Source organism: Mesoplasma corruscae (assembly GCF_002930145.1).
GTDB lineage: Bacteria > Bacillota_I > Bacilli_A > Mycoplasmatales > Mycoplasmataceae > Entomoplasma > Entomoplasma ellychniae.
This window is the reverse complement of record NZ_PHNF01000002.1, coordinates 42,984-57,949: the sequence shown is the minus strand read 5'-3', so window position 1 is coordinate 57,949 and position 14,966 is coordinate 42,984. Positions and strand designations below refer to the sequence as shown.

Sequence of the window (14,966 nt, the reverse complement as noted above, 5' to 3'; positions counted from 1 at the left end):
TTTTAAATTAATAATTAGTTAGAATAATTGTTTGATATAGTTTGGAAAGAATAACTATTTCCACCTTCAGTAGACTATTTTATTTCTAATTGATAATCACCACTAATTGTAGCATCACCATTTAATCTATAACCTTCAATAGCTTCAAGAACAACTGAATAAGTTCCTTTCGCAGATGAACCCTCAACAGCAGCACCAGTAGTTGTTACAACACCAGTTACTTTATCTTTTCAAGTATCTGATTTTAAAACACCTTCAATAGCTGTTTTAGCATCTTCTTTTATTCCATAAGTTACATCATTTGCATTTACAACAGTTTTAATAGCATTATTAACATAAGAAGTTGAAACTTCTATTTTAGCTGTTAATCAAGTTGCAGTAAATGTTGTTTTAGCACCAGCTACAAATTTATAACCTGGACTAGGTTTAACTTTCAAAGTAATTGTATTTTCTTGATTGACAATTTTTCCATCAATAGATACACCGGCTTTAAATTTTACTTCTCTTGCGGCATTAGAAGCAGCTTCAGCATCAGCAAACTCTTGATTTTTAACAGCATTATCTAGTGATTCTTGAATATAATCAGTTGAAATATTTGAAGAAGAACTTTCATCACCAATTCATAATTTACGTGTAGTTCCATTTTCAAGATCACTAGCTAATTTGTAACCTGTTTTGACGTTTACTGGAATTTTGAAAGTTACTTCTCTATAACCATTACCACTAGAAGGATCATCGTAATTTAAAATTTCTGAAAACTCAAAACGTGAATCTTTGATATTTGTTATTGCTTCTACAGCATCAACTAAATTGTTAAAAGGACCTGAAATTTTTGCCAACACTTCATCAACATCTGCTTTATTAATTTCAATATCTTCTTTACCAATTTCTAAAACTAATGATGTTCCATTTTCAATATCAGCAGCTAATTTATAACCTGTTTTTGCACTAACTTTAACTGTAAAAGTAACGCTAGTAAATGCTCGGGTATTTGAAGTCACATCAACTACTAAAAATGTATCATTTACAATTGCTTTAATTGCATTAATAGCAAGTTCATTAGATTCATATGGTCCAGTAATTATTTTTAATGCATTATCAACATTTGCTTTATTAATTTCTAGTTCAGTAGGAACTTTAATAGTAATAGTTGTTTTACCATCTCAAGTTCCTAAACTATATTCATCATTAGGTGTAACAGTCACATTTAAAGTTACATCTTTTGTTGCTGTTGATGGAACTTCAGCAACAATTGTTTTGATTCCAGTAATTTTTTTACTTTGAACTTTATCAATAGCATCTTGTAAAGTTGCAAAATCTTGATCTTTAACTTTTTTTTCTAACTCAGCAATTGTAGTATCTTTATCAATTGGAGTAGATTCAACTAATCTTCATTCAACACTAAATTCAGTTTTAGATCCTTCAGTAAGATTGTAACCTGTATCAGCTTTAACTTTAATTGTAATAGTTTTTTCAACATTTGTTGGTTCACCATCTAAAATTAAACATTCAGCTAGTTTAACAGTTTTAGCTGCTTCAATTGCTTTTTCTACACTAGAAAATTCTTTATTTTTAATAACTGTATCTAATGCAGCTTGAACACCATTTGTACCAACTTCTGGTGTAACAACAGGTCCTGATAAAATATCTTTTAATTCAAACTCTTGTTTATCAATTTTATAACCTTTAATTAAGTCAAGTTTAAAATGCACATTTTTTGAACCAACAATTTCATTAGCTTTAACTGATTTAATACCAGTAATAAATATTTTTTTTAATTGTTCTTGTACAGCTTCTATTGAATCAAATGGTTGTTCACCTAATTTACTTGCAATTGCTTTACTTACTTCAGCTACATTTAATTCATATTTTTTATCATTTTTGCATTGAACTACTAAAGTTGTGGATGCAGCAACTAATCCAGCAGCAAATAATAATCCTAATAATTTTTTCATAATTTATCCCACTTTTTTTCATTTTTTATTTCTATAACTTCAAAAAAGAATAAAAAGTAGAATCTACAATATGTTGCTCACCACTTTTTTTATAAAATTAATAAAATTTGGTTGATAAGCTATATTCTTCTTTTGATACCTTTGAAAAATTATTTTATAAATTTATTATAAATGCCAAAAAAAAAAAAAAAAGCACTTTTTATGCTAAAAAGTGTTCTTTAACTATAATATTGAATTCTTTAGTTATTTCAGTTAGTTTATATAGTGCTGTTGCATTCTTTATAAAAGTAACACTAGTACCAAAATTATCATGTCTACCTGTTCTACCAATACGATGAACAAAATCTTCATTATCATCTGACAACTCAAAGTTAATCACTAGATCGATATCTTTAACATCAAACCCTCTGCCAACAACATCAGTCGCTACTAAAACACCAACTTTTCCTGCTTTAAATTTATTTACAGCTGATAACCTAGCAAATTGAGTTTTATCACCATTAATAACTTCTGCTGCTATATTATTTTTAATTAAATAATTATAAACATTAAATGATTCTAATTTTGTATTAACAAAAATAATTGTTTTTCTTGATTCTAACTGATCTATAACATGAATTAATGTTTTATACTTATCTAAGTTTTTCACAAAAATATATTTATTTTCAATTTGAGAATTAACTTTAAGTTCATTATTTAATTCTAATATTTTAAATTCTTTTATTTGCTCTTTCATTAGCTCATCAATTCTTTTATTTTTAGTAGCTGAAAATAATCCTATTTGGCAATATTTTGGGATTGCGCCAAATACAATGTCAATATCTTTTTTAAACCCGTATTTTAATATTTCATCAACTTCATCTAAAACTAAAGTTTCTACATTATTTAAATCAAACTTATTTTGGGATAATAGGTCAGTAACTCTTCCAGGAGTTCCAACAATAATTTGTGCATTTTTTAATTGTTTTAATTGAGGGTTATAACTAACTCCACCAATTAAAAGTGCTGTTGAAAGACTTTTCATTTCTTGACTAAAAATTTTTAATTGATCATAAATTTGTACAGCCAACTCCCTAGTTGGAGTCATAATTAATGATTGTATTTTTTCAGACTCAGTATTTATTTTATTTAATATAGGTAATAAAAAAGCAGCAGTTTTACCACTTCCTGTAGAAGACTTTATAAAAACATTTCCATTTTCAAGCAAAAAAGGAATCGATGCATTTTGAACATCTGTTGGTAACTTAAAGTTTATTTTAGTTAATGCTAAAAGCAAAGTTGCTTTTAATTTAAATTTTTCAAATGACATATTGATACCCCCTTTCTTAAAAACTGTTTATGTTTTAATTTTACAATAAAAAAGAGATTATTTAATCTCAATCAGCATTAGTATTCTTTTTAAATGCATTTCATTCTGTTTTTTTAAAATCAGTTTTTCTATCATTTCTTGATTTGTTGTCTCTTGAAGAATAGTTAACACTTCTTGATGAGCTGCTACCTCTTGAGTAATTACTATCTCTTGTTCTTCTTGAATCTCTAGAATTATTATTATCTCTAGAACCACGTGTGCTTCTAGAACCGCCACCTTTGTTTGACCCTGATCATGGACTTCTTGCTTCACCAGAATTACTTCTTGTTGCACTGTGAGAATCTCTTGAACCACGATTATCTCTAGAACCGCCACTTCTTGATGAAGAACTATTTTTTGATAATCTATCATTTCTTGATCTAGAGTTAGAATTGCGATCTGAAAAAGAAGTTTGTTGTTTTCTTTCAATGTTATATTCACTAATTTCAATTTCGTTAACTTCAATATTGAATTCTTTTTGAATATCTTTTAATTGACGCATAGTTCCCATATTATCAACAAAAGTTATAGAATCACCTTTTTTGTTATTTCTTCCCGTTCTACCAATTCGGTGAACAAAGTGTTCATTCTCTCTTGATATATCATAATTAATAACATAATCAACATCACTAATATCAATTCCTCTGGCAACAACATCAGTTGCAACTAGAATATTTACTTGACCATTTTTAAATGCATTAATTGATCTTGATCTTTGTGATTGGCGTTTATCACCATTAATAACAACAGATTTTAATCCAATATCATATAAAACATCAGCAATTTTATCTGTAAAGTTTTTAGTGTTTGAAAAAATAATTGCTTTTTTAGGTTTATGTAATTCAAAAACTTTTTTAAGTAATTCTTTTTTATCTACATTTTTAGTAAAAATAAAAGTATTTGTAATATTATTATTTACCTCTATTTGGTTTTCAATTTCAATCATTTCATATTCATTCATATATTTTTTAGCTAAAGATAACACTTTTGGGGTTACAGTTGCTGAAAATAAACCTACTTGTGAGTCTGGTGAGATTTGTTCAAAAATAGCATCCATTTCATTTTTGAATCCCATTTTTAACATTTCATCAGCTTCATCTAAAATAATTGTATTTACATTTTCTAATTTTAAGTTTTTTCGATTAATGTGATCATTAACTCTTCCTGGAGTTCCTACAACAATTTGAGATTGCTTCATTTTTTTAACTTGCTCTCTCATTTCAGTTCCACCAATTAGTGGTGTAATTGTTAAGTTATTAATACCACCACCAAATATTCTAATTTGAGTAACTATTTGCATAGCTAATTCTCTAGTGGGTGCCATGATAATTGCTTGGATAACTCTTTTATCACAATTAATATTATTTAAAATTGGTAATACAAACGCTGCAGTTTTACCAGTTCCAGTTGAAGATTTACCAAATACATTTTTATTTTCTAAAAACATTGGTATTGCTTTTTGTTGAATTTCAGTTGCTTTTGAAAAGTTATTTTTATCAAGCGCAGTTAAAACTCTGTTGTTCAGATTTAGTTCTTTAAATTTCATTTTTGTCTCTTTTCCTATTTAGGCTATCAAGATAAAAATGATTCTTCAAGCCAATGTAAATAATTATATCATAATTGGGAAGTTTGTGCATAATAAAACATATCTTGGATAAAATAGCGTTAAAAATGTTTTTTACTTTAATAATATGCTTTTAATTTTCTAACATATTTTCAATTATGTTTAGGTTAATATTTTCGTTTATAAGTCAGTTATTAATAATGTTTGGCATTGTTTTAGATAAGTTCTACCACCCATTGATTGTGTTTTGCATTCATATCTCCAGTTACTTGTGATAAATTTCAACCATTGTAGTAACTACTTCACTATCTTTTGGTATGTAAATAACTTTAGTTTAGGATGAATAATTAATACTAAATTATATTCTTTTAGTTTTGTTTCAACTCGTTGTTAAAAACTCAACTTTTAATAACTAGATTTAATAACTAGATTACTAGCACGCTTTAATTGTAATATTTTTAAAGGTAAATTATTATTTGTTGATGTTTCATTCAAAATCTTCAATTTGTTTTAAAACACATTCTGTAACCAGTGATTCAATAGCATCACATTGATTTTTTATTGTTGACAAACACTTACACTTAAATTTTCTATGAGCTTTTTCAAACATTTGATCAATTTTATTGTCTCATTCTTTACTATGATTAATACTTAAAAATCTACACATAGAGTTGATTAGACCAGCATAATAATCAGAATATCTGATAGTTGGATTAGTATAAGAATCCAATTGCACAATTTTAATTTTTGAATTGACAAATTTTTGTTCTTTAAACCAAGTTGTAGATATATAGCCCTCTAATGATTCTAATTTTAAATCTTTTTGATTTTTTATATTAGGTGTCAACTTTCTTTGATCTATAAAAACTTTTATGTCAATATCTTCGTTATTACCAACCCTTAAAGATATTAAAGCTCTTTCAATTAAATATGAAACCATTATGTTGTATACAAGATCAATATTAGCTTTTTTGCCATCTCTTGATATTCACTTTTTTAAATTACTAGTAATACTTATATTTTGTTGTCCAAAATTCTTTAAGTTATGTAGTAAAAATTCTTTATTATCAGTGGTTAGTCTAGATCATTTAACCTCTTTGTGAATGACATCATCATTCCCAATTAAAAATTGATCTTTGAAAATTTCTACATCTTTTCTAAATTCCTTAATAGATTTTTCGGTTTTTAATATATTGGATTTAATTTTAAGTTTTATAGAATTAATAGTTGAATAATCTGTTGAATAAACAAAAAAACCTCCAACAGTAAAAAAGGCTGAAGATGGAGATCCGCTTTCATCTAAATAAAAACTTATGTATTTTTTCATTCAATAACCTTTCTGTAATAAAAAAAGGATATTACTATCCTTTTCTGCATAAGGGTGCTCGTACTAAAATTACGATTAAGCTTGCTGCATTACCTTAAGTCTTACAAATATATATTAACAATTAAAAATTAAAAAAAGGTAAAAAATTTTATATTTTAGAAATTAAAGTTTCTAAACACTCACTTGTCAATTTATATATTGCTTTGGTAAAAAAATTGGTATTGCTTTTTATTGAATTTCAGTTGAATTTAAAAAATTATTTTTATCAAGTCAATAAAAAGTTTATAGCTTTTTTTAAAGTTTAATCTTATCAGCTATTTTATTCCTGCATGAAAGTTATCAACCCAATTGATCACATTTTTGAATAAGATTATATCCTATATTTTGTAAGTTCTAGTAGATCCCTTATCTTGTTCCGCCTTTAACCACAAATTAAGTATATAATTTATAATAACAAGAAAGGTTATTGTTGTATCAATGCCACAGGCTTCATTCTATAAGAAAAAATATTTTGTTCAATAAAATGGAGTCAAGATTATCGCAACTTTAGTCAAACAATAAGTTGCTATAATGACTGACAAGCTTTGAATTACCAACCTTATTAACGCTAACATTTTAATTAGTACGTTAAGTTCTTTTCAGGAGGTTATGATGAATAAAACATTAACATTAATTGCAACAATAATTTTTATTGCATCTGCTGGTTTAATTTGTACTTCTGCTGTGAATACAAATACTTATATAATGCTAGAAAAACAAAAAATAATTGAAAATAAATTAGAAAAAACTTCAATTAAATTACCTTATTCAAGAGAAATTGAAACTAAACTTAATTTAAGTGGGTATAAGGAAAATATTTTATCAAAATCTAAAGTTATGCACCCTTCAATTTTAAAAGAGATAACTAAAAAATATATAAAATCATTTGATTTAAGAAACTCTTTAGGGATTCATAGAGTTTATACTTATGATAAAAAGAATATTGAAAAAGAAATTTATTCATTTTTAAATTCAGAATTAAATGAAAAAGAATCAGGTGAATATGATTTTGATAACGAGGTTAGTTTTGTTAAAGATTATTTAAATATTGATTCAATCAATTATGACGATAACTTCAAAAATGAAATTAGCAAATTATATCTTAGAAAAATTGAGATGTCTGAAGATAAAGAAAAACATTTTTTATCTAATTACGCATGACCTAAATTTGAGCAATCTGTAAAAGATGAAACTGATCCTTTCGTTTTTTCACAATCAATTAATGGGTATAGTGAAGTTTATAGCTTTACAGATGATATTTTATTAATTGGTATATGATTTATTATTGCCGCTGTGATTTCTTTTACAGTTAGTGCAACCTTGGGATCAGGGGGTCTTTTAGCACCAGCAATACCTTTAGTTGCTGCTGGGTTGACCAAAATAGGTTTAACAATTTCAGAAAAAGTAGTTAAAGCACTCATTAAAAAAGTGATATCAAAAGCTGTTAAGAAACCTTTGAAAAAAGAAGTGGATTCAGGTATAAAAAAATACTTAAATTCTTTAAATTTACAACCTATTTTAGATAAAAGTAAAAAATTTATTATCAACGAGTACGGAGAGGATATATGAAGTAAATACAATGATTTTTTTATTAAAGGTTTTGATAATGGAATTTCTGGTAAGTGAAAATCTTTTTGAGGCGGACTAAGCGTTAAAGATAGAGCGGTACTTATTTTTGATTCTATAACAAATCCTCTTTGAAATTTGAAATCAATTAGTTCATATTCAACTGCTAAATTTCAAAACTTGTTACCTTGATGAAAAAAATATACTGAAGCAAGAAAATTTGAACACAATATTGATCAAGCTAAAAAATTAACATTTTTTACAGCTACAATAGCGACAAAAGGAACTTGAACTGGTACATATTATGGTGATGTAAATAATCCAATGGAAAATAGTTATGATTTAAATAAATCAGCTAATCCCTTGTTAAAAACCACTTTAGAATTAACACCAACTTTTTCAAAAAAAACTCAAGCTATAGGAAAGACTTTGTTTATTAATAAAAATTTAAAAGATACTAGAAAATTAGCTCAATTTTATAGAATTAATCAAAATGAGTTTAGTGGTCTATTAGACCAAAGAGATAAAGAAGTTTTATCTAATTACCCAACAAATTATTCAAACTATAATAATAAGTTTTTAAGTTTAGGGGAAATATTTGAATAATTTTTTATTAAAAATAATTAAAAGGAGATAAATTCACAATGCAAAAAGAATATTTAGAGAGCGTTAAGTTAGAGTTTGAAAAATATAGAAAAGCACTTATTCGAATCCATTTATTAACTGGTATATTATTAATAGTATTAATATTTCTTGCTTTATATTTAGGTACTTGTTATCCAAAATCATTATTGACCATAACATTAGTGTGCGTTGTATTAATATGTATATTGGTGTTGTTTCAAATAAACTTATTACAAATGTTAATATGGTCAGCAAAAAGAATTAAAAATGAAAATTATGTTGATGGTTGGCGATTACTTTCAACGCTTTTTCTATCAAAAGCGACATATAATAAAGTTTTTGCAGACAAAAATGATGATTTAGGTCCAATAGCATTTTTTTTAGATAGAAATAAAAAAGATGAAGACCCTTTAACTGGTTGGAAGGCACTTTTTAAAGATGTGTTTTTTACTATGTTTTTGATTGGAATCTGGTGTTTTTGATTTATATTTTCTTCATTTGTGTTGTTATTGATCAAATTAATTTTTTGTTGAAAAATACGTTTAAATGATAAAAAGATTTTGTTAATTATAAAAAATTCTGAAAACAATCAAACAGGTTCTAATAAATAAATTAGAAACATTTTAGAATAATCTAATTGCAGATTTATTTTTTAAAAGTATATGCTCAAAGTGCTTTAATGTTGGGCTATTTATTATATTTGTCTAATAAACTTATTTTATATACAAATTTATAAACAAGACTTAAAAAATAATTTAATGATTAAAAAGATTAATATACACTTGATCATCTGTTAATTTTTAAAAATAATGAAAGCATTTTAAAAATATAAGTAATTAAAAAACCCACACTTCTTAAAAAAGAAATGTGGGTTTTATTTTTTAGTTTAAATTTAAACTATTGTTTTTTTTACTTAGTCAATTTATAAATTGCTTTAGTATATATTTCTAACATCTTTTTAAGATGATCAATTGCAACATATTCATTATAAGCATGCATTGATGCATTTTCAATATCCATAGCAGCACCAAAAGCAATAATGTTTGGCATCGTTTTAGCATAAGTTCCACCACCCATTGATTGTGGTTTTGCATTCATATCACCAGTTACTTGCTGATAAATATCAACCATTGTAGTAACTAGTTCACTATCTTTTGGTATATAAATAGCTTTAGTTACTGGATGAATATTTAATCCTAAATTATATTCTTTTAGTTTTTTATCTAACACTGGTAATAAATCATTTTCAGGATTAGTAAATACTGGTACTCTAAAGTTAATAGTTACTTTGCTTTCTTCATTATTAATATTTAATAAACCAATATTTTGAGTTAAATCACCAGTTTCATCACTAATGTCTCCAAACACTTTTGACATACTAAAGTTTAAATGACATTGTGTAGCTACAAATTTAATTAAAGGATGATCATTTCCAAGTTCATATAAAGCGTTAGCAAGGTATGTAGCAGCATTTACTCCAACAAATGGAACACTAGCATGTCCCGGTAATCCTTTAACCACTAAAACACCATTTTCAACTTGAGTTGAAATATTTTTTACACCTTTTAATTTTTCTATTAATAATGCCATATTGTCACCAGTATATTCAGCAACATCACAAACCATATTAACAGCTTGTCCTGCTTTTATTTCAAAGTTAGGTTTTACATTACTTGTAATTTCAACAGTTGATATTCACTTTTCAGCATATACACATGGAAACAACCCATCTGGGACATACCCAGTTTTAGCATACCCGTGATCTGCTACATATTTTTCCATACATTTTCAGTTAGTTTCTTCATTTAGTCCAAAGATAACTCTTATTGTATACTTACTTGGATTAAATCCTTTATCTTTTAAATATTTAACAGCATATACATTCATCATTGTTGGGCCTTTATCATCAAAGCTTCCACGTCCTATTAATTTATTATCTTTAATAATGGGATCAAATGGTCCTGTAAATCATTTGGATAAATCACCAGCTGGTACAACATCTAAATGACATAAAATAGCAAAAATATCTTTACCAGTTCCAAAATCAAAGTATGCATATTTATTTGTATCATCTTTAACAGGATTAAAACCTAATTTTTTAGTTAGTTTAACAATATATTCTAATGCATCATGAACACCAAACCCAAATGGTTTATCACCAACTGGTTTTGATTCAACTGATGGTATCTTTATTAGTTCTTTAGTTGATTCAACAGCTTGGTCAAAATATTGTTCGATTAATTCTTTAGTGTCTATTTTCATACAATCTCCTTATTAACTTTTTATTTTTTTAATATATTCATATGCGTGATTAATTTCAACCATTTTATCTTTAGCTTCTTCATTCTTGTTAATATCTGGATGGTATTGTTTTGCTAGTTTACGATATTGTTGTTTAACTTCCTCAAATGTAGCTTTAGTATTTAACTCTAATGTTTCATATGCTCATTTTTCATCATCAAAATCATTTCAATGTGATTCATTATTTTGTTGTTTATTATGTGCTTTTTGTTCATGTCAACCATTTTGATGATAAAAATTATTCTTATTAAATGTTTGACCACTAACATTTTTTCTTTTTTCTTTAGCTCTTATAAGCAAATCGTTTATAAGTTCTGTTGTATTTTGTTTTAATTGTTCCAATAGTTTTTCAATAATAGGTTTTTCATTAAAATTTGCTGTTCCCAATATATAAGCAATTTTTCTTAAAAGAATTAACTTTACAAAACCATTTTTAATTATTAAATAATAATTATCTAAGCTTTTTGTATAGTAAGTCATTAAAAATGCTCTATTAGCACTATTATCAGCAATATTTGTTTTATCAAAATTAGTTAGCAGTCTTTTTTGTTGAATTCTAAATTCACTAAAAAATTGATCTTGTATTTTGCTCATATCCTCTATAAAAGTTTCAATAGTATTAAATGAAACTTTTTTATCAATTAAAAACTTTTTAGTTTTATTAAAATCTGTCAGATATGGGAATTGTGCAAATTCTTCTCTATATTCATAATTTCCAATTACTACAGTTCGTTTAGTTTTTCGCATTCAAATTGTTCGCTGATGTCTAACCGATTCTATATTCTTGGTTAATTGCTCTTGTGAGTTTGTAACTCTATTTTTATTATTAGTAAATAAAAATACTACTATTCCAACCAAAAAGATAGCGATCATGATTGATATGATAATGATTAAAAAAAATAACATGATGCTCCTTTTCTAAATTAATATAATTTTACATTTTTAGTAATAAAAAAAGATTAATCATAAGACTAATCTTTTAAATTATTTTATTAGTTTGCAAGTGGAACTACTTTAACTCTTTTACGGTTTTTGCCAAATTTTTCATATTTAACAGTACCTTCAATTAAAGCGAACAAAGTGTCATCTCCACCACGTCCAACATTTTGACCAGGATGGATTTTAGTACCTCTTTGTCTAAAAATAATAGCTCCAGCGGTTGTAAACTGACCATCAGCTTTTTTTGCTCCTAAACGTTTTGATTCAGAGTCACGACCATTTTTTGTTGACCCAGTACCTTTTTTAGAAGCAAAGAATTGTAATCCTAATAAGAAACGCATATTAGTGAACCTCCTTCATTTGTATGTTTTTTTTATATTGAGTTCAAATAGTAAATAATTGAACTCGTAACATTTCTAACATGACTTGTAAATCATGATTATTCAAATTTAAATTCTCAATTATTATTTCGTTTTCCAAAACTTGTAACTTCACATCTTTTTCAAAATTTGTATCTAATGCATTTAAAGCACCACTTACAATTCCTGTAACAGCTGCACAAACTAAATCTTGATTAAACTTACCAGCATTAGCATGGCCTGAAATATTTAATTGTTGAATTTTTTTATTAATGTTTTTAATAATGATATTTATCATATTAGTTATTAACCAATAATTTTTTCAATTTTAACTTTAGTGTAAGGTTGTCTGTGACCATAAACCTTATTAACATTTTTTTTAGGGTGGTATCTAACAACACGAATCTTTTTACCTTTACCTTGTTTAACAATAGTAGCAGTAACTTTAGCACCATTTAGTAACGGTGCTCCCACTTTGCTATCAATCATTAAAATTTCGTCAAAAGTAATCTGATCATCTACTTCACCATTTACTTTTTCAATAAAGATTTCGTCCCCAGCTTCAACTTTAATTTGTTTTCCACCTGTTTTTATAATTGCGAACATATTCTATATCCTCCAGTCTAGACTCGCCTTCATATGTGAGAAATTAAATACTTCTACTTAGTTACATACTTAGAAAAGAGCGGTTGAAACTTGATTTCAACTATATGATTATACCTTTTTTTACCAATGTGACAAGTAATTTATAAATTTTTATTTCTTAAATTTAATATTTCAAATATTTCTAATGTGTGTTTCTCAGCAATTTTTTGAATATTTTCACTCATGAAATATACTTCTTTGTTTATTTTATTGCAATTTATAACAAAATAATTGTTTAACTTCATGTCATTAATGTTTATTTGTTTAAATCTTTCTTCTAACAAATGCTTATAAAGGGTCAATTGTAAAGTTTCTTTTTGAAGATCAGGGTGTCTTGTTGTTTTTATATCACCAATTAAATACTGCTTTCTTTTATTATTGATAAGTAGAATGTCAAGAGTTCCAACATATCGTTCGCCCACCATTGATAGTTCACTTATGATTTCTCATCCATCTTCTTCATTATAGTCATTAGTAATCTTTTGTAGTATTTTTAATAATCATCTTTTCATTTCCAAATGACCATAAAGATTGCAACAAGTTCTTTCTTGGCGATCTTTTAATCAAACTTCTGCTATTTTGTGTAAATGCAAACCTCTAGTTATTGCATTTACCAAAATTTCTTTACCTTCTTGTGTTTCAGCAAATGAATCATCAAAAACATATTGTGGTAAATATTGCATAATAGTTGAAACACTTGGTCTGTTGATTTCAACACCTTTTAAATAATACTTATGTGATTCTTCATCAATAAATATTTCTTGTCTTAATATATTTTCTATTTTTTCCATAAATACCACCTTTAATTTATATTTATTATACTTTAAGATTTTAATTAAAAAGATTTAACATATAAAAATATTTTTATTATAAAATTTATTGGTGTTTAAACATTTAATACAAGAAAGTGAGAAAAAATGAAATTAAATAAAAAATATGGTTTTTGAACAGTACTTGTATCAACATTAGCAGCTGTTGTTGGCTCAAGTATAATAATTTCTTTTAATATGGTTTTTACTTTAGCTGGAAATAATCCGTTATTGATGATATTAGCTTGAGTTTTTGGAGCATTAATTGTTTTACCAGATGCTTTTGTTGTAATAGAACCTTCAATTGGTTATCAAGAAAGTGGTAATGGATATAGTTGAATTAGAAAGTGCAATTGAAGAATACTTGCATTTTGATTTGGATGAGTATTAATTTTATTTGTATCAGCAACTTCACTTGCTAGTTGTTGTTCTGCTATGAGTTCTATGATTACAATGATTGTTGAAATAGATGATAAAACAATTGGTGCTCAAACTTTACAAAAAGCATTAGCTATCATAATTCTTGTCAGTTTAGCAGCAATTCAAATTATGATTAAAAACAGTAATAAATATACTCAAATGTTTTTCTTATTTGTTAAAACATTACCAATATTATTAGTTTTTACATTAGCAATTATATATGGTTCAAGTGATGGGTTATTATCTAACAATGAAATGAATAAAAATTTAGGTAGTGCTTATGTTTCTTCAGCGATGTTAATTCCTGCAATAACATATACTGGTTTTGCATATTCAGGGCATGAATTCCCAACTTATATTACAGAGGAAATTGAAAATCCAAAAAAAACAGTACCATGAGTTATGATTAGTGCGATTTTAATAGTTTTAGTTATATATGTAACCTATGGAATTGCTTTATTATCTTTAGCAGAAAGTTCAAAAGTTGTAAGCGAAGGACAAGGGACTTCAGCTATTTTTGCTCAATATAAATGAGCTGTCTTAACTTTTAATATTTTTGCAATATTTTTATTTATTGGTTCAGTTAACTCTTTATTATTTTTTCAATCAAGATTAATTCATAAACTTTCAGAAACTGGTGACATGCACTCAATATTTGGCAAAGTGTATAATAAAACTAATCAACCTTATATGGCAATTATCTTATTGGGATTAGTGGCATGTTTTTACATACTATTTAGTTCTATTGCTGAAATCATTTCATCTTTTGCTTTAGCAACAAGTGCTTTAAAATTATTGTTAAATGCTTCAATCATTAAATTAAGATTAACTGATCCTAACTATAAAAGAATATATGATAATAAAACATTTTGAATTTTGATGATATTAAGTTTAGTGACATGTGTATTGACTTTAATTGGTTCAATTTATTTAATGGTTATATTCCCACAAGCTAGTGGGAAAAGTGCTTTTGCAGTTCTATGAAAACCCATATTAATGATATTTATTGCTTTTTTAGTTTATTTATTCGGAATTTTTAAATTTAATAATTTAAAAATTAAATAGTCACT

The 14,966-nt window shown here is 26.1% G+C and carries 13 protein-coding genes; 3 read left to right on the top strand and 10 right to left on the bottom strand.

What is annotated here, in order from left to right; all coding sequences use genetic code 4:
• Window positions 1–74: 74 nt before the first annotated feature.
• From MCORR_RS02775 to MCORR_RS02760, 4 genes are all read right to left on the bottom strand, one after another.
• Window positions 75–1,955: a hypothetical protein gene (locus tag MCORR_RS02775; protein ID WP_104208065.1), complete on the bottom strand. Its 1,881-nt coding sequence runs from the start codon at window positions 1,953–1,955 to the stop codon at window positions 75–77.
• 199 nt (window positions 1,956–2,154) lie between these two features.
• Window positions 2,155–3,264, bottom strand: coding sequence for a DEAD/DEAH box helicase (locus MCORR_RS02770; RefSeq protein ID WP_104208064.1), 1,110 nt, complete (start codon window positions 3,262–3,264; stop codon window positions 2,155–2,157).
• Between the two features lie 61 nt (window positions 3,265–3,325).
• Entirely contained in the window at window positions 3,326–4,849 is a 1,524-nt protein-coding gene (locus tag MCORR_RS02765) for a DEAD/DEAH box helicase (protein ID WP_104208063.1), read from the bottom strand.
• 490 nt (window positions 4,850–5,339) lie between these two features.
• Window positions 5,340–6,194, bottom strand: a complete 855-nt coding sequence (locus MCORR_RS02760; RefSeq protein WP_104208062.1) for a DUF3800 domain-containing protein — start codon at window positions 6,192–6,194, stop codon at window positions 5,340–5,342.
• Between the two features lie 651 nt (window positions 6,195–6,845).
• On the opposite strand from MCORR_RS02760, the gene MCORR_RS02755 reads away from it, so the two are divergent.
• Window positions 6,846–8,405 (top strand): hypothetical protein, encoded by a 1,560-nt coding sequence (locus tag MCORR_RS02755; RefSeq protein ID WP_104208061.1) that lies wholly within the window; start codon window positions 6,846–6,848, stop codon window positions 8,403–8,405.
• Window positions 8,406–8,443: 38 nt separating this feature from the next.
• A complete protein-coding gene (locus MCORR_RS02750) occupies window positions 8,444–9,034 on the top strand; it encodes a hypothetical protein (protein WP_104208060.1) in 591 nt (196 codons plus the stop codon).
• A 298-nt stretch (window positions 9,035–9,332) separates the two neighbouring features.
• On the opposite strand, the gene MCORR_RS02745 is transcribed toward MCORR_RS02750, so the two are convergent.
• From MCORR_RS02745 to MCORR_RS02720, 6 genes are all read right to left on the bottom strand, one after another.
• Window positions 9,333–10,685 (bottom strand): Sapep family Mn(2+)-dependent dipeptidase, encoded by a 1,353-nt coding sequence (locus MCORR_RS02745; protein WP_104208059.1) that lies wholly within the window; start codon window positions 10,683–10,685, stop codon window positions 9,333–9,335.
• Window positions 10,686–10,697: 12 nt separating this feature from the next.
• Window positions 10,698–11,630 (bottom strand): J domain-containing protein, encoded by a 933-nt coding sequence (locus tag MCORR_RS03955; protein WP_281254021.1) that lies wholly within the window; start codon window positions 11,628–11,630, stop codon window positions 10,698–10,700.
• Window positions 11,631–11,716: 86 nt separating this feature from the next.
• Window positions 11,717–12,004: a 50S ribosomal protein L27 gene (gene rpmA, locus MCORR_RS02735; protein ID WP_104205593.1), complete on the bottom strand. Its 288-nt coding sequence runs from the start codon at window positions 12,002–12,004 to the stop codon at window positions 11,717–11,719.
• A gap of 1 nt (window position 12,005) precedes the next feature.
• Window positions 12,006–12,320, bottom strand: coding sequence for a ribosomal-processing cysteine protease Prp (locus tag MCORR_RS02730; RefSeq protein ID WP_104205592.1), 315 nt, complete (start codon window positions 12,318–12,320; stop codon window positions 12,006–12,008).
• Window positions 12,321–12,328: 8 nt separating this feature from the next.
• The gene (gene rplU / locus MCORR_RS02725) at window positions 12,329–12,628 is read right to left on the bottom strand and encodes a 50S ribosomal protein L21 (RefSeq protein ID WP_104205591.1); all 300 of its coding nucleotides are present in this window, start codon (window positions 12,626–12,628) and stop codon (window positions 12,329–12,331) included.
• Window positions 12,629–12,768: 140 nt separating this feature from the next.
• Window positions 12,769–13,458, bottom strand: a complete 690-nt coding sequence (locus MCORR_RS02720; protein ID WP_104208058.1) for a PD-(D/E)XK nuclease family protein — start codon at window positions 13,456–13,458, stop codon at window positions 12,769–12,771.
• 126 nt (window positions 13,459–13,584) lie between these two features.
• On the opposite strand from MCORR_RS02720, the gene MCORR_RS02715 reads away from it, so the two are divergent.
• On the top strand, window positions 13,585–14,961 hold the full coding sequence (locus MCORR_RS02715; RefSeq protein ID WP_104208057.1) for an APC family permease: 1,377 nt from the start codon (window positions 13,585–13,587) through the stop codon (window positions 14,959–14,961).
• Window positions 14,962–14,966 lie beyond the last annotated feature (5 nt).